Consider the following 13,776-nt stretch of genomic DNA (forward strand, 5'->3'; position numbering starts at 1 on the left):
AGACGTTTTCGGTCTACATCCCCAAACCCGGCGCCACCGCCGACAAATCCCGTGGCATGGCCGCAACGGCCGTGCTGCCTGCAGCAAAGCCGTGGATGTAGTTCTTGCCGCCGGCAAAGCTCATGATGGGCTGGTATTGGGCGTAGGCGGTGTCGAGCTGCAGTCGGTTGGTGACATTGTCAAGCACATAGGCGCCCGAGGCTGTGTGGACAACCAGCACGGCGTGGAACAGCTGGCGGCGCGTGTCCTGGAGCACCACCATCTGTAGTTTTTCGTCAGCCACCCCCAGGCTGCGCAGCAGCCAATATTTGGCAATGGCAAAGTCTTCGCAATCGCCCGCGCCCTTGCGGGCCATTTCGACGGGCGTCGCCCAGCGATCGCCGACGCCCCAGATTGCGCGGTCCGACCGGTAGGTCATGGCCGAATTGACGGCTCGGTTGACCTGGTCGAGCATGGCTCTCTCGGAGAGTCCGGCGACCCGTGCGGAGACAGCGCGCAACATGGTGGCAAAGCGGCTGCCGCAGCCGCTAAGGCCGCTCGCCGCGCAATCGGCGCCGAACAGGGCGGTGTAGTCATCTCCCCGGGCCCGCTGCCACAGGCTGGCGGCTGGCAGGCGCGCCGCCGAAATAGCGACCGAACCAAACACGCCCAGCCCGGTGAAGGGGGACTTGATCGGGGCGCGGGGCGAAGGGGTGATTGCCGGAACAGTAGCGGCAGCCACGGTGGCGCTTGCCCCCGGCGCGATCAGCACCGGCGTCTCCGACCGTGCATAATGGCTGCTGGTGCTTGGGCTCATACCCGGCTTCGGAGGCAAGGTGTCGGTCGGGCTGAAAGACAGAATTGCGGCAAATGCAAAATTGAGAAGCAAGCTAGCCTCCTGATGTACTGGTAGGAGACTAACGATGGAGAAATAATATTGTGGAAAACGACAAAGTATATTTGAAGTTACTTAAATCGATAAAACTTTAGGTATTCACCCGAAGCGGGTAGGATGCTCGGCGTGAAAACTAAAATTGTCGGCATTCCCGTCAGCGACGGTTGAGACCTCCTGATGCAGGGTGGTACTCGGATGTCGATGAGGGCGCGTGTAGATGATCAGATCCTGGTTTGGCTGGCTGGTGGGCAAAGGCGACAACAAGGTCGACCGGCGCAACGACGTGGCGCCCGCCGCCTTCGATGTCGGGCAACGAGACCTCGATCCGCTCACCGGTGCGTTGCGCTGGGACCGGTTCATGACCATGCTCGATGTCGAACAGGCGCAGGCGCCCGGTGTGTTGTTGCTCATCGACCTCAGCACCAGGACCGGCCAGGTGGACGCGACCGCGAGCGCGCGGGACGAGAATCTGCCCTGGCTGGCGCAGGCCATCCGCCAGGCCATTCGCGGCGACGATCTGCTGGCCCATGTCAGTGGCTATCGGTTCGCCGTCTTGCTCCGCGGCGCGCCGCTGCACCTAGGCGAAGCGATCAGCAGCCGCATTCTCGAATCGGTGGACGACACCATCTTCATGACTGCCGACGGCATTGCCGAGCTCGAGATGAGCATTGGCGGCGTCAGTTTTGACGGCCGCGCCCGCCGCGACGTCGTGGCCGCGGCCACCGCCCATCTCGATCAGGCGCGGCAGTCGGGCAAACCGACGATAATCCAATAGCGTAGGGCGCGGTCCCTGGTTGCTCGCGCTCCGGTTGCGGCCGCTGGCGCCAAGCTGCCATCGGCCGTCTTTCTCTTAGTCCTGGGGCCGGGGCTCAAGACGACAGGGATAGAAGTTCGGCCCGGCTCCAGGTTCTTTCAATTGCTGTCGCGGTCGTCGGCGACAGGGCATCCCCGATGATTCACGGTGCCGTTCCACGGGGCGGCCAGACCCTGAAGATAGGGTCAGGCAAATCCGGCCACCTTGAGCGCGCACACCGTCACCGCCCTGCTCGATACCCGGCTGCGACGGCAGACGCGGTGCGGCCCTACCGCCAAATGGCACCATCCCACAAGCGGGATGCGATCCGGCGACAAATCATGGCCGGCAGACTGGCCGTGCCCACTTGCAGCGCATCTCATAGCCCAGCCGTTATCGGTCATTCCCCCGTCGGGTCGGCCCTGCCATCGGCCCGGACCGCGGGCCATGTAGCCACCGGGCGCGACACGTTTCCCCGGCGCTGCCTTACGGCGCGCTCATCGGGTGACGATGACCGGCGTGCCCAGATCCACGCGATCGAACAGATCGACAATATCGGCATTGCTCATCCTGATGCAGCCATAGGAGACGAAGCCGCCGATCGAGTCCGGCCGGTTGGTGCCGTGGATGGCATAGTCGCCGCCCGACAGCGTCAGGGCCGCGGCCCCCATGGGATTGGCCGGCGAGCCACCCGGGATCACCGCCGGAAGATCGGGCGAGTCGTTCCGGATCGCCGCGGGCGGCGCCCAGTTGGGTTTTACATACTTGCCGGTGATCGCCGTGGTGCCGATCCATTGCCGGTCGGGCCGACCGACGCCCACGCTGTAGCGCAGGGCCTGCCCATCCGGCAGCACCAGGTAGAGCGCGCGCTCGGCGGTTCGCACGACGATGGTCCCTGCCGCCATGTCGGGGGCGACGGCAACCAGGGTTGCCTCTGCCCGCGCCGGCGCAGCGGTCCAGAGCGTAGCGAGGAGTATCAGACAGGTGAGCAGGCGCCTGGTTATGGCCATTGTCCTAAAACGTGATCGAGAACCGACCAAAATTGCTGGAATACGGATTGAATTTAACCCGGCCACGCCTATGCTGAATTCTATGTAGAGAAGTCCACCCCGGCATATCACGAAAATCGTGTGGCGCGGACGAAACTAAAAATCTTTGCAGGAATTAGAGTTGTCGCGCGTTTTTCCAGTCGGAAAAGCCAGTGGTTCGTTGTGTCCGATTGGAATGTCTATGCGTAATTCCCCAGTGCTTCGTAGTATACTTTGGCATTTCTGGGGGACGTTGCTGCTGGGTCTTGGCGCCATGACTGGCCAGGCCAGTGCGCAGCCGGCGCCCTATGGCCCGCCATTCGGCTTTGCCGTGCTGGCCGGCTCGACCGTGACCAATACCGGACCTTCCGTGATCGATGGCGACGTCGGCGTTAGCCCGGGCAGCGCCGTGGTGGGGTTCCCGCCCGGCACCGTCAACGGCATGATCTATGCCGCCAATGCCATTTCGACCCAGGGCCAGGCCGATCTGGCCAGCGCCTACAACATTCTGGCGGGCCTGCCCGCGGGAAACGTAGTGGCCGGCGATATTGGCGGGCAGACATTGCGGGCCGGCACCTACACCTCCGCCACGACCCTGGCCATCACCGGTGATCTGATCCTTGACGGACAGGGCGATCCCGCTGCCACCTTCGTCTTCCAGATCGGCTCGACGCTGACCACTGCCACTGCCTCGCGCGTCCTGCTCATCAACGGCGCCAATGCGGCCAACGTCTATTTCCAGGTCGGCAGTTCGGCGACCCTGGGCACCACATCGGAATTCCGCGGCCGCATCCTGGCGCTGACCAGCATCACGCTCAATACCGGCGCCTCGATCAATTGTGGCGCCGCGCTGGCGCGCAATGGCGCCGTCACGCTCGACACCAATGTCATTGCCATCTGCCTGGCCGCAGCCTCGGTCAGCGTGGGGAACGCGCTGGGCGGCACGGGCTCGACGTCGGCCCTGGCCGTTGCCCAGGCCATCGATGCCTATAGTGCCGGTGGCGGAACCCTGCCGCTCGCCTTTCAGGCGCTGGCAACCCTCGATGCGGCAACGCTGGCTCTGGCGCTGCAGCAGCTCTCGGGCGAAGTGGCGACCAGCGTCGCGCCGGCCGCCACCCAGACCATGGATTCATTTCTCGATACGGTGATGACCAGTCGAAGCGGTCCGGGCGTGCTGAGCGCCTCGGGCTATGACGAGGACAATACGATCAGCGTCATGGGCTATGCTCCGGTTGCCGCCAGTCGCCGCGTTGCCGCGCTGGAGGCATTCGACAATCCGGCTGTAGCCAGCAAGGACTGGGGTGTCTGGATCGCCGGCCTTGGGGGCTATAGCTTTACTGCAGGGAGCGCCGCGACGGCCACCCATGATCGCACCGTGCGCGACGTCGGCATCGCCGCCGGCTTTGAACGCCAGCTCGATCCCTATACCATGCTGGGGCTGTCGGTTTCGAAGGGCGGCGCCAGTTTCGGCCTCGCCGATGGCCTGGGCAATGGGACGACTGATGCCTTCCACGCCGCTCTCTACGGCAGAACCGAGCAGGACGACACTTACGTGGCCGCGGTCGCGGCTTACGGCTATCACGACGTGACCACCGAACGCGTGCTGACCTTTGCCGGCATTGATCGCTTCGCTGCCCGCTTTTCGGCGCATAACCTGGCCGGCGAGATCGAGGTCGGACACCGGTTCGGCAATTTTACCCCCTATGCGAGCCTGCGCGGGCAAGCGGTCACCACGCCGGCCTATGCCGAGACCACCATTGCCGGAAGCCCGATCTTCGCGCTGGCCTATGACGGCCAGACCGTGGTGACGGGCCGAGCCGAACTCGGCATCAAGGCCGATTGGACCCACGATTTCGAGGGTGGCCATGTGACCTTGAATTCGGCGGTCGGGCTGGCGCAGGATTTCGGCGGCAATACCAGCAAGACAGCCTCGTTCCAGGCCTTGCCCGGCTCGCGCTTCACCGTTGAGGGCGCCGCGGCTCACCAGACGTCGTTGCTGGTCTCTGTCGGCCTCGATGTCGCCTTCGACAATGGCTTCAGAGCCGGCGGCACCGTTGCGGCCGACCTGTCGACCAATAGCAGCGCCTATTCCGGCACCGGCCGTCTTTCCTATCGCTGGTAGGGCGGCAGATCCTTCCTCGTAGGCCGATGGGCCGCTAAGCCAGGCCAGCACCACCTGCGATCCCGCCCAAGCCGGGCGCTGTTCGGCCCTGCCGTTGCCGGGGTGCCGATCCCCTTTGGCGCGACAGATCCCGATCTTGGACCCATCGTCCCCGACCATGACAGCGGGTGCGGCGCCAAGGGCAGGTCCTGCCTAGACTTTCGGATAATGTCTCGAGATGGGCGGAACTGCCCTTCGTAGCCGTCGCGGCCAGATCAGAAACCTGAATATCTGGTTCCGAACTGTCCATCTACAAAGTATTTCAGTAAAATTACAGTGCTTGTAAGCCTGTTGTAATCTTCAAATATTGTCTGAACTATTGTGAAATCGCGGCGTTATAGGGGCAGTATTGCCACTGATGGAGAAATGAGATGCTCACGCTGCTGCTGGTTCTATCCTTTATCGTCATGGCCGGTCTGGCGGCTGCAGGCCTGTTGCTGAGCGCCGAGGACCAAGGTGCCGGCCAGGCGGCAGACCGCACCGGCCTGTCCCACTTCGCGCCGGCTAAGCCGCGATAGGCGGCAAGCCCACACTCCCCCAAAGAGCCCGCCCGGGAAGGGCCGCGAACCTGCCGTTGCCGTGCGGGCTGCGCACCGCAGCGAAGTCCAGGGCATGCCCTGTGCGTTGTGCGGTGTGGACCTTTAGCGTCCGCAGCGGCGCTCGACGGCCGCGATCACATCAAATTACAAACCATCCCGACGAGATGACGGCAGGGACTTGAGGACTGCACCCATAGATGCGCGCCTATCCCTCTATGCCTCATCGCTGTACCGCCTGTCCGGTCAAAATGGGTGCGCTCCAGCCTCGCGAAACGAGACAAGCTTTCGCCGACGCTCGTCCCAGAGCACCAGCTTCACGCCCTGGAGGCTGTCGGCAATGGTAATCCGGCCGATAGCTTTAAGCTCGGGGTAATCGCGGAGCACCTCGGGCAGGCGATAATACGGGATCCTGCTGGCGAGGTGATGCACGTGATGTATGCCGATATTGGCAGTCAGCCATCCGAGAATGACCGGCAAGTCGTAATAGGACGACCCGTGCAGGGCCGCTTCCTTGAACTGCCAGTCCGACGCCCCGGCCCAGTGCGTTGTCTCGAACTGGTGCTGGACATAGAACAGCCAGACTCCGGCCGCCGCCGCCATGATCACGACGGGCAGGTGGATCAACACCAGGGCCTGCCAGCCGAATAACCACACCAGCGCGAAAGCAAGCAGGGCGATACCGACATTCGTGGCCATTGTGGATATCCAGGGTGCCGCGCCGGAGCGCATCATGCCGACCGGCCAGCGGTGCTGCAGCAGGAACAGCCATAACGGTCCGATCCCGAACATCACGACCGGGTGCCGGTAGAGCCGATAGCGCAGTCGGCCCGTCCGCGACAGAGCCCGGTACTCGCTGACCGTCAGCGTCTCGACATCGCCGATGCCGCGCATATCGAGATTGCCGGCGGTGGCATGATGCTGGGCATGGGTTCGGCGCCAATAGTCGTAGGGCGTCACCGTCAAAACGCCGATGATGCGCCCCGTCCAATCGTCCGCCTGCCGGTGCGCGAAAAAGGCGCCATGGCCGCTGTCGTGCTGGATCAAGAAGAGCCTGACAAGGAAGCCGGCGGCGGGAATGGTGAACACCAGGCCCCACCAGAAGCCATAAGCCAGAGAGGTCCAGGCCAGTCCCCAGCAGACGACGAATGGTGCGAGGGAGATCGCCAGTTCGAGCGTGCTGCGCCATCGGTCAGGCTGGCGGTAGCGGGACATGATCTGCGGCCATGGCCGGTCGCTTGACGAGGCGCCTGGTGCGATCTCGCTCATCAGCGTGTTCCTTCGATTGCGCAACGAAGGAAGTGCTCGGCGTGCTGGAAGTAGTTTTCCGCCGCGACGCGGTCACCGGCCGTAACCCGTGCATCGGCCAGCCTCAGGTAGTGCTGCTGTCGTGCGATCGCGGCGTTTTTATCGACCGCTGGCGGCTCGTGCCGGCTGGCTCTTGCGCTGAAAGTACTCATCAGGCAGCGATCTTCCGTCTGCCAAGCGGATAGGCGGCGGCATCATAGAGCGCGCGGATAGCCTCGCCCTCAAAGCGCTTCTCCTCCACTTCAAGGAACGAGCCAGCGCGACCGCTGCTGGGAAGGTCCTCGATGAGGTAGCGGATGGCCTCCGCCGCGGTCGCGAAGCGGCGGTAGCGGGTCTGCTGGGTCTTGGCGTAGCGCCGGCTGGGAAACAGCTCTGCGCTGGCCTTGTAGTTGAACTCATCCATGAAAAAGATCTCTCTGGGTTGATGCTGTTCGTATCGATGGTGCGGGACCCGATGCGTTCGTGCCTGCGGCGCAGCGGGTACCCGGCTTCCGATGGAGCCGGCCCATTGCCGCGCTGAGATGGCATCACCGATCCGAACTGGCGCCTGAAGGCCGACAGGAGCCGCCTTGCGTGCAAGCCAATTGCTCTTACGGCGGCGCAGAACGTCCCTGGACCTTGTGACTGCGTAGGCAGTCGCCGCCGCGATAGAGCTCGGCACGGGGCCTTTGGTCCGGGAAACGCGCGGGCAATGACCCAGAGCAGCATATGCCAAGGGGTACCTAACGCTCGCAATTGGAAGGAGGTGGGCCGGGGCCGGTGAACCGGTGACGGGCGCAGCCAACGGGGCTGAAAAACGTAAGCGCAGTTGTGACAGAGGTTTGTGGCGAACGCGAGGCGGGGCAGGCAAGCCAAGTTGAAGCTGGTATCGTCACCCACCGGCGCTGTTCGCCGGTGGGGCTGTCCGTCCATGCTCATCCTGCCGCAGGGTGAACGAACTCCGAATATGCCGGTTGAAGAACCAGCCCTTGGAAAAGGCCCTGCTGAACGCGCCGTATGTCTCCGGCGGAACGTCGAGATAGTCATAGCGTCTGCCGTTGGTGACGAGCCAGATCGAGAGGATTTTCGTCGCAGGGTCGTAACAACTCTTGCGGATCAGGTTCGATGGCATGGCAGGCCTCCTTCGAGGCAACCGGGCACGGCCTGGAAGGTTGCCCAGCCCGATACGCCGACGCATGGTTGTTTCTGCTTTGTTCCCTGTTATAGTCGCTCGCAACCCAAGAGGTAGTCGTGGCAATCCGTTCCGGCAGTGCCGATCTCCCATTGCATGGCGGCAGAGTCCCGCGCTGGCTGAGCGAACGCATGGCCAAGCTTGGAGCGCTGATCTGCGAAGCGGTGGTTGCCGAGTATGGCAGAGACGAGCTGCTGCAGCGGCTGGCCCATCCATTCTGGTTTCAATCCTTTGGCGCCGTCATGGGCATGGACTGGCATTCCTCCGGGATCACCACGAGCGTGATCGGCGCTCTCAAGCGCGGCCTGGCGCCATTGGAGAAGGAGCTGGGCCTGCATGTCTGCGGCGGACGCGGCAAGCACTCCCGCAGCACCCCGGCCGAATTGATATCGATCGGGGACAGAGTGGGGTTCGACGGGAGCGCGCTGGCCTCCACCAGCCGTCTCGTTGCCAAGGTCGACAGTGCCGCCGTCCAGGACGGCTTTGATCTCTACCTCCATGGCTTTATCGTCGCGGCCGATGGCAAGTGGGTTGTCGTGCAGCAGGGCATGAAAGGCGATGCTGGCCAGGCACGCCGCTATCACTGGACCTCCCAGGGCTTGAGCAGCTTCGTGGAGCGGCCCCACGCCGCGATCGAAGGACAGGCTCAGGGCGAAATCATCAACCTGACCGATATTCGGGCGGCAGGAGCGAGGACGGGAAGCGTAGATCTTCTGACCTCACTCGGTCCCGACGCCATCGTGCGGGAAGTGGGAAAGCTGCGTGGCCTGGTCGAGCAGCCCAATGGCCAGCCCTTCCTGCCTCACTTGGTCATGCCCGAACATCACGACCTGCGGCCCAGCGATGTCATGCTCAGGCGTCTCCACGGCAGCTTGGCCGCGGCCGCCGATCGAGGACCTGTCGATTTCGCCCAACTGCTTCTTGTGCCAGGGGTAGGCGCCCGGACGGTGGAATCGCTGGCAATGGTTGCCGAGGTCGTTCACGGCGCTCCGCATCGCTTTGCCGATCCCGGCCGGTTCGCAATGGCTCATGGCGGCAAAGATGGTCATCCGTTTCCCGTCCCGTTGGCAGTCTATGACCGCACCATCCAGGTGCTGAAGGGTGCCGTGACCAGGTCGCGGCTGGGGCAGGACGAGCAGCTGGGGGCAATCAAGCGACTGGATGCACAGGCAAGGATCCTTGAGGCCTCGGCCACGGGCCCATCGCTCAAGTCTTATATTGCACGAGAGCGGGCAAGCTCGCGTGACTATGGCGGTCGCACGGTTTTCGATGATCATACGTCCGCATCGACCGTTTCAGGTGTAGCCGGATCCAGGCATGGGCCGGCGACCCATGACGGAACGGAACGTGCATCCTAAGGCGCCATAACCGGTCCGCAGCCTGGTTCGATTTCCGCCGGAGGCAGGCAGGCCGACCTCATGTCGATGATCCCCCCGGGTATGTCGCAAGGCAGGCCAACCTGGTGAGAAGATAACGTCAGGACCGGCCAGCGTTGAGGTCCTCGCCCAGAAAGAGTGAGGTAAATGGCCCGGTACAGGTTGCGAGGGCTCAGACGAATGTCCGATGTGACGTCGTCGCCAGGCGATCACTCAAACCCATGGGGGCGGCGGCCAGACCCTGCGTTGCGTCCGTTAACCGGAGAAGGTCAACCCTCGTTCTGCCAGCCAACCCTCGAGTTCGGATCTGATATGCTCGATCCGCGCTATGTCCTCTGGAGACGCGGCCTCGGCATGCGTGCGGATCCATTCGTTGCAGCCGAACAGCATAGTCGACACGGTAGAAGACCGAAGAGAGGGGGACAAGCCGCCCTCATAGCGGTCAACGTCCTGGCGCCACTTCAGGATTGCCGGGGCGTGGTTGATTGCCATGGGTTGGTCCCATGCACGAAGAATCATCGTCCCGCAGTATACCGGTTCTGGACTGGGACGGTTTTCGCATCAGGCCGCCTTCGTGCCGCTTTCGACAAACGCGGCGATGGAGACAGCGGAACCGATGTCGGTGCGCGCCTGGTACCGCCAGCCTATTCCACTGTATCGCACGGGACTGGCGATGCGAAGAGTTGGTGCCGTAGCACCCCTTGAAACGGCGTCGCTGTGATTGTGCGGCTTACTTTGCGGTTTCTTACCTGGCACGTTGGGTGTCAGCGGTTGGCATCTGCCCACGTGTCGCTCAGGAGCTTGCGTCCCTGACGGCCATCTACCCCGCTACCGCCGCGAGCATATTGCTGCGTTCACACCTGCGCTCGTGCGCCGCCCTGCGCCGTATTGACCTTGCGCGAGCAGACTGCGGAGCCGGTCACGAGTGGAACGTCTGGCGCTTTCTACCCGTTCTGCCTCCGGAAACGGAGGACGTAATGGCCGCGCGAGCAGTATGGACTGGTGTGATCAAGATCGCCGAAATCGTCTGCCCGGTGAAGATGTACACCGCCGCGACCACGTCCGATCGAATTTCCCTGCATATGGTCAACCGCAAGACCGGCCATCGGCTGCGGCGGATCTATGTCGATAACAAGACCGATAAGCCCGTCGAATCCGAGGACCAGGTCAAAGGCTACGAGACCCATGAGGGGTCGTATGTCGTTCTGGAGCCAGAGGAAATCGCTGCGGCCATACCCGACAGCGACAAGAGCTTGACCGTCGACGCCTTCATCGCCTGCAGCCGTGTTGAGCCGACCTACTTCGACAAGCCCTATTACCTCCTGCCGGCATCCGAGGCCACGGAAGAGAGCTTCGTCCTCATCCGTGAGGCCCTGCGCCAGCAGAAGGTCGCGGCCATCGCCCACACGGTCCTATTCCGCCGCCTGCGCCCGGTCCTGATCCGTGCCCATCGCAAGGGTCTGATCGCCACCACCCTCAATTTTGACTACGAGGTGCGCTCTGCCAAAGACGCCTTCGCGGACATCAAGAAGCGCAAGATCGAGCCGGAGATGCTCGAGCTCGCGCAACACATCCTCAAGACCAAGGCGGGTGAATTCGAGCCTGACAAGTTCGACGACCGCTACGAGGAGGCTCTTGCCGAGCTCGTCAAGGCAAAGATCGACGGTCGGAAAGTGGTTCCCCTGCGCCGGCCCGAGCCCACCAAGGCGAATGATCTTCTCGAGGCGCTGCGGCTCAGCGCGGGGGAGGGCGAAAGCCCAGGCAAAAAGGTGCGGAAGAAGACCACATCGAAAAAGGATAACGCCACTGCCGCCAAACCGGCAGCGGCACGCCGGAAGGCCAGTTAAAAACCGGCAGCGGCACGCCGGAAGGCCAGTTAACGACGGGCCTTCTTGTCGGCGCTGGATTTCCCCTCAAGGCTCTTCTTGAGTGCGGACATCAGGTCGATCACGTTGCTCTGTGGCTCGACTGGCTCTGCCTCGTCACTCTTGGCTTTCGGCTTCCGCTTTGGCGCCTGTTTGGACTTGATGATCTCGAGCAAGCGGTCCTGCACCGGATCCTTCACCATGGATTCAGACCAGGTCGTGGTGCGGTCCTCGATGATCTCCTCGACCATGGACAGCATCTTGGCGTCTGGCTTTCCCGCCGTGACGCTCTTGAAATAGTCATCCTCGTCGCGGACCTCGTCGCCGTACCGCAGGGTCCACAGGATGATGCCGTTATCCCAGGGCTGCAGCATCACGGCCCGTTCACGCCCCCCCATGACCAGGCGCGAAATGCCGACAACCTCGCTATCCGTCATGGCTTCCCTGATCACCGTGAAGGCCTCTTCGCCCACCTCGTCGGCGGGCACGACAAAATAGGGGCTGTCGAGATAGACCCACTCGATGGTATCGGCCTCAACGAACTCGTCTATGTCGATGGTCCGGGCGCTTTCCAGCTGCACGGCGTCGAGGTCTTCCTCTTCAAGGATGACATAGTCATCTTCGCCCTTCTCGTAGGCCTTGGTCTGATCGTCATCATCAACAGCCTTGCCCGAAACCGCATCGACATACTGGGTATGGATGCGTTCACCGGTCTTGCGGTTGAGGGTATGGAAGCGAACCTTCTCGCCCTGGGTGGTCGCCGGCGACAGCGTCACGGCGCAGGTCACCAGCGACAGTTTGAGGTAGCCTTTCCAATATGGTCGAACAGCCATTCGCGCCTCCTGCACAGATGACAGGAACGCCAGATTGACCGCTCCGTTCCCGTCAGCACTGCCCGCCTCTGGTGCAGCATTGGTCAGACCCATCGTGGTCGTAGCGCGCAGAACGCGCGCGTCCTGGCAGTTGGCGTGAACCATCTAGCCGCTGGCTTGTTTTGGGGAATGGCCCAATCAGAACCCCTTACAATCGAAGAGCGTCGCGCCAGAAGGGCGGCCAGGCGGATAAAGCAACGCGAGATCACGGTCCTGCGTGCGAGCAAGATGCACAAAGCTCGCTTGCTGGCGCAAGCCAGCGGGAGCCCGCCACAAGCCTCGGCGCCGCCGTCCCTCAACATCGGTTGCTCGGGCTGGTTCTATTGGCACCTGAGAGGCAGCTTCTACCCCACGCAAATGCCGACCAGGGAGTGGTTCGCCCATTATGCCGACCATTTCAGCACCGTGGAGCTGAACGCGCCCTTCTATGCCTGGCCGACCCTGGCAACGGTGGAGTCATGGCGCAAACAGGCAGAAGGCCGGGATATGGTCTATACCGTCAAGGTGTCGGAACTGATCACCCATATCAAGACGTTCGACGGAACCGGGACTCTGGTGCGGGATTTCGGCTATATCGCTGACCTGTTGGGTCCGCTGATGGGTTGCTTCCTGTTCCAGTTGCCCCCCAGCTATCATTACTCGCCGGCCCGGCTTGGGAACATTTTGGCCCAGCTCGATCCCGCCCGCCGCAACGTGATCGAATTTCGGCACAAAAGCTGGTGGAATGACGCGGTTTACGCGGCCTTCAGGCAGGCGGGCGCCATCTTTTGTTCGTGCAGCGCGCCACGCCTGCCAGACGATGTGATCAAGACGTCCGATGATGTCTACATCCGGTTTCATGGCGTTGAGCGCTGGTATCGCCACGATTACAGCCATGATGAACTGACGGCATGGGCCGGCCGCATCCGGAACGTTCATGCCAAGCGGGTGTGGATCTACTTCAACAATGACTTCGACGGCCATGCGATCAAGAATGCGGCAATGCTCGCCAAAATCCTCTCGGAGTTTGACAAGAATGGTCCGGATCAGCCGCTGCCGGGACCGTAGGTGGCGTTTCGGCCCGACCCAGGCCACCGACAATGGCTCGAAAGCCTCAGTCGTGTCGCTCCGGATGCGTTCTCCAGCACAACTCCCAGGCTGATTGTCCCCGCTCGCGCGTCGGTCTGACCGATGGCTCCTGGCCCGGACCATCCCGGTGGCGCCCAGCTGGAGGGGTAACCCAGTGCCAGGAGGGAAATGCGTGCGTCTTGGTGCCAGTCAGCCCGTGGCTTGAGGGTGCCTCACAGCTTTCAGGTCAGGTCAGCACCTGAACGGTGACCGCGGCCGTGCCGGGGCCGATCATGTCGATGGCTTCTGCCGCCTTTTTCGATAGATCAATGATGCGGCTGCCCACAAAAGGGCCGCGATCGTTGATCCGGACAATCACGGCCTTGCCATTGGTGCTGTTGGTCACTTTGACCTCCGTCCCGAAGGCGAGGGTCTTGTGAGCAGCAGTGAGGCCGTGCATGTCGTAGCGTTCGCCATTCGCGGTGGTCCGCCCATGAAAGCCCGGTCCATACCAGGAGGCCACTCCGGTAATCGTCTGTGCGGCGGTTACCACCTGTACTGATGACGGCAGAGCCAGTGCGAGAGTGAGCAGGGCGGCACGGCAAAATTTCTGCATAAGGGAACCTTTTTCCATTCATGGCGTTTGTGGGCGCCCTTTTGCTGAATGGATGTGGCCGGTAGAGGTGCTGTATCGGGCTGGAGCAAGGCCATTTCCTGGCCATCTCCCCCCTTGGCGCCACAGCTT

At 62.6% G+C, this 13,776-nt stretch carries 15 protein-coding genes; 6 read left to right on the top strand and 9 right to left on the bottom strand.

The window, feature by feature from the left end; translation table 11 throughout:
• Positions 1-13: 13 nt before the first annotated feature.
• The gene (locus tag ACLI1C_RS02165; protein WP_411395211.1) at positions 14-796 is read right to left on the bottom strand and encodes a transglutaminase-like cysteine peptidase; all 783 of its coding nucleotides are present in this window, start codon (positions 794-796) and stop codon (positions 14-16) included.
• Positions 797-1,091: 295 nt separating this feature from the next.
• Here ACLI1C_RS02165 and ACLI1C_RS02170 point away from each other — a divergent pair, with 295 nt between their 5' ends.
• Entirely contained in the window at positions 1,092-1,649 is a 558-nt protein-coding gene (locus ACLI1C_RS02170; RefSeq protein WP_411395212.1) for a diguanylate cyclase domain-containing protein, read from the top strand.
• Between the two features lie 515 nt (positions 1,650-2,164).
• Here ACLI1C_RS02170 and ACLI1C_RS02175 read toward each other — a convergent pair.
• Positions 2,165-2,677 (bottom strand): L,D-transpeptidase, encoded by a 513-nt coding sequence (locus ACLI1C_RS02175; protein WP_411395213.1) that lies wholly within the window; start codon positions 2,675-2,677, stop codon positions 2,165-2,167.
• 292 nt (positions 2,678-2,969) lie between these two features.
• Here ACLI1C_RS02175 and ACLI1C_RS02180 point away from each other — a divergent pair, with 292 nt between their 5' ends.
• Together ACLI1C_RS02180 and ACLI1C_RS02185 are read left to right on the top strand one after the other, a co-directional pair.
• Positions 2,970-4,817, top strand: coding sequence for an ice-binding family protein (locus tag ACLI1C_RS02180; protein WP_411395214.1), 1,848 nt, complete (start codon positions 2,970-2,972; stop codon positions 4,815-4,817).
• Positions 4,818-5,227: 410 nt separating this feature from the next.
• A complete protein-coding gene (locus tag ACLI1C_RS02185) occupies positions 5,228-5,374 on the top strand; it encodes a hypothetical protein (protein WP_411395215.1) in 147 nt (48 codons plus the stop codon).
• Between the two features lie 264 nt (positions 5,375-5,638).
• On the opposite strand, the gene ACLI1C_RS02190 is transcribed toward ACLI1C_RS02185, so the two are convergent.
• From ACLI1C_RS02190 to ACLI1C_RS02205, 4 genes are all read right to left on the bottom strand, one after another.
• A complete protein-coding gene (locus ACLI1C_RS02190) occupies positions 5,639-6,661 on the bottom strand; it encodes a fatty acid desaturase (protein WP_411395216.1) in 1,023 nt (340 codons plus the stop codon).
• A complete protein-coding gene (locus ACLI1C_RS02195) occupies positions 6,661-6,852 on the bottom strand; it encodes a DUF4167 domain-containing protein (protein WP_411395217.1) in 192 nt (63 codons plus the stop codon). Before ACLI1C_RS02195 ends, ACLI1C_RS02190 begins: the two co-directional genes overlap by 1 nt.
• Entirely contained in the window at positions 6,852-7,103 is a 252-nt protein-coding gene (locus ACLI1C_RS02200; RefSeq protein ID WP_411395218.1) for a hypothetical protein, read from the bottom strand. Before ACLI1C_RS02200 ends, ACLI1C_RS02195 begins: the two co-directional genes overlap by 1 nt.
• Positions 7,104-7,571: 468 nt before the next feature.
• Complete coding sequence (locus tag ACLI1C_RS02205) at positions 7,572-7,811, bottom strand: KTSC domain-containing protein (protein ID WP_411395219.1); 240 nt, start codon at positions 7,809-7,811, stop codon at positions 7,572-7,574.
• A 119-nt stretch (positions 7,812-7,930) separates the two neighbouring features.
• Here ACLI1C_RS02205 and ACLI1C_RS02210 point away from each other — a divergent pair, with 119 nt between their 5' ends.
• Positions 7,931-9,229 carry a DUF763 domain-containing protein gene (locus tag ACLI1C_RS02210; protein WP_411395220.1) on the top strand — a complete coding sequence of 433 codons (1,299 nt, stop codon included), beginning with the start codon at positions 7,931-7,933 and terminating at the stop codon, positions 9,227-9,229.
• A gap of 273 nt (positions 9,230-9,502) precedes the next feature.
• Here the strand turns inward: ACLI1C_RS02210 and ACLI1C_RS02215 are convergent, their stop codons facing one another.
• Positions 9,503-9,739, bottom strand: coding sequence for a hypothetical protein (locus ACLI1C_RS02215; protein WP_411395221.1), 237 nt, complete (start codon positions 9,737-9,739; stop codon positions 9,503-9,505).
• A 485-nt stretch (positions 9,740-10,224) separates the two neighbouring features.
• On the opposite strand from ACLI1C_RS02215, the gene ACLI1C_RS02220 reads away from it, so the two are divergent.
• Positions 10,225-11,094 carry a Ku protein gene (locus ACLI1C_RS02220; RefSeq protein WP_411395222.1) on the top strand — a complete coding sequence of 290 codons (870 nt, stop codon included), beginning with the start codon at positions 10,225-10,227 and terminating at the stop codon, positions 11,092-11,094.
• Positions 11,095-11,123: 29 nt separating this feature from the next.
• Here ACLI1C_RS02220 and ACLI1C_RS02225 read toward each other — a convergent pair whose 3' ends face one another.
• On the bottom strand, positions 11,124-11,945 hold the full coding sequence (locus ACLI1C_RS02225; RefSeq protein ID WP_411395223.1) for a Ku protein: 822 nt from the start codon (positions 11,943-11,945) through the stop codon (positions 11,124-11,126).
• Positions 11,946-12,080: 135 nt separating this feature from the next.
• Between ACLI1C_RS02225 and ACLI1C_RS02230 the strand changes: the two genes are divergently transcribed.
• Positions 12,081-13,031 carry a DUF72 domain-containing protein gene (locus ACLI1C_RS02230; RefSeq protein WP_411395224.1) on the top strand — a complete coding sequence of 317 codons (951 nt, stop codon included), beginning with the start codon at positions 12,081-12,083 and terminating at the stop codon, positions 13,029-13,031.
• 247 nt (positions 13,032-13,278) lie between these two features.
• Here the strand turns inward: ACLI1C_RS02230 and ACLI1C_RS02235 are convergent, their stop codons facing one another.
• Positions 13,279-13,665, bottom strand: coding sequence for a septal ring lytic transglycosylase RlpA family protein (locus tag ACLI1C_RS02235; protein WP_411395225.1), 387 nt, complete (start codon positions 13,663-13,665; stop codon positions 13,279-13,281).
• Positions 13,666-13,776: the final 111 nt, after the last annotated feature.

The sequence above is a fragment of the Devosia sp. XGJD_8 genome (assembly GCF_046614475.1).
In the GTDB taxonomy this organism is placed as follows: domain Bacteria; phylum Pseudomonadota; class Alphaproteobacteria; order Rhizobiales; family Devosiaceae; genus Devosia.

Coding starts and splice junctions, on each gene's coding strand:
- ACLI1C_RS02190 (WP_411395216.1), bottom strand. CDS start 6,661: ATGAGCGAGATCGCACCAGGCGCCTCGTCAAGCGACCGGCCATGGCCG.
- ACLI1C_RS02175 (WP_411395213.1), bottom strand. CDS start 2,677: ATGGCCATAACCAGGCGCCTGCTCACCTGTCTGATACTCCTCGCTACG.
- ACLI1C_RS02170 (WP_411395212.1), top strand. CDS start 1,092: ATGATCAGATCCTGGTTTGGCTGGCTGGTGGGCAAAGGCGACAACAAG.
- ACLI1C_RS02200 (WP_411395218.1), bottom strand. CDS start 7,103: ATGGATGAGTTCAACTACAAGGCCAGCGCAGAGCTGTTTCCCAGCCGG.
- ACLI1C_RS02220 (WP_411395222.1), top strand. CDS start 10,225: ATGGCCGCGCGAGCAGTATGGACTGGTGTGATCAAGATCGCCGAAATC.
- ACLI1C_RS02185 (WP_411395215.1), top strand. CDS start 5,228: ATGCTCACGCTGCTGCTGGTTCTATCCTTTATCGTCATGGCCGGTCTG.
- ACLI1C_RS02165 (WP_411395211.1), bottom strand. CDS start 796: ATGAGCCCAAGCACCAGCAGCCATTATGCACGGTCGGAGACGCCGGTG.
- ACLI1C_RS02205 (WP_411395219.1), bottom strand. CDS start 7,811: ATGCCATCGAACCTGATCCGCAAGAGTTGTTACGACCCTGCGACGAAA.
- ACLI1C_RS02225 (WP_411395223.1), bottom strand. CDS start 11,945: ATGGCTGTTCGACCATATTGGAAAGGCTACCTCAAACTGTCGCTGGTG.
- ACLI1C_RS02180 (WP_411395214.1), top strand. CDS start 2,970: ATGACTGGCCAGGCCAGTGCGCAGCCGGCGCCCTATGGCCCGCCATTC.
- ACLI1C_RS02195 (WP_411395217.1), bottom strand. CDS start 6,852: ATGAGTACTTTCAGCGCAAGAGCCAGCCGGCACGAGCCGCCAGCGGTC.
- ACLI1C_RS02235 (WP_411395225.1), bottom strand. CDS start 13,665: ATGGAAAAAGGTTCCCTTATGCAGAAATTTTGCCGTGCCGCCCTGCTC.
- ACLI1C_RS02215 (WP_411395221.1), bottom strand. CDS start 9,739: ATGGCAATCAACCACGCCCCGGCAATCCTGAAGTGGCGCCAGGACGTT.